At 65.9% G+C, this 305-nt stretch carries 1 protein-coding gene; it reads right to left on the bottom strand.

Going from position 1 to position 305, the window contains the following annotated elements:
* Positions 1-305: transposase (locus FG154_RS21005; protein ID WP_145112122.1), on the bottom strand; the 305-nt coding region annotated here is incomplete at both ends.

Here is a 305-nt window from a genome sequence, read left to right as displayed (position 1 = left end):
CGATCCGCTTCCGCCACCGGATGAGCGAGGTGGGATCGATCGGCGGCTTGTGCTGAAAGAAGGTCTCGCCGGTGAAGTGCTGAAAGTAAGGGTTCTCGACCCAGCGCGCGACCACAGCCTCGTCCGACAGCCGGAACGCGTGCTGCAGATAGAGCAGCCCCGCCACGAGCCGCGGCGCTGTCGCCGGTCGTCCGGTCGTCGACGGGAAGAACCCGGCCCATTCGCGTTCGAAGAACTCCCAGTCGATCAGGGCCGACAGCGTGACCAGCTCGTGACGCATGTCGATCATGTCGACCAGGCGCGGC

Source organism: Cereibacter sediminicola, from assembly GCF_007668225.1.
In the GTDB taxonomy this organism is placed as follows: Bacteria; Pseudomonadota; Alphaproteobacteria; order Rhodobacterales; family Rhodobacteraceae; genus Cereibacter_A; species Cereibacter_A azotoformans.
The sequence above is the reverse complement of the archived record's forward strand: the minus strand, read 5'-3'. Positions and strand labels throughout refer to the sequence as shown.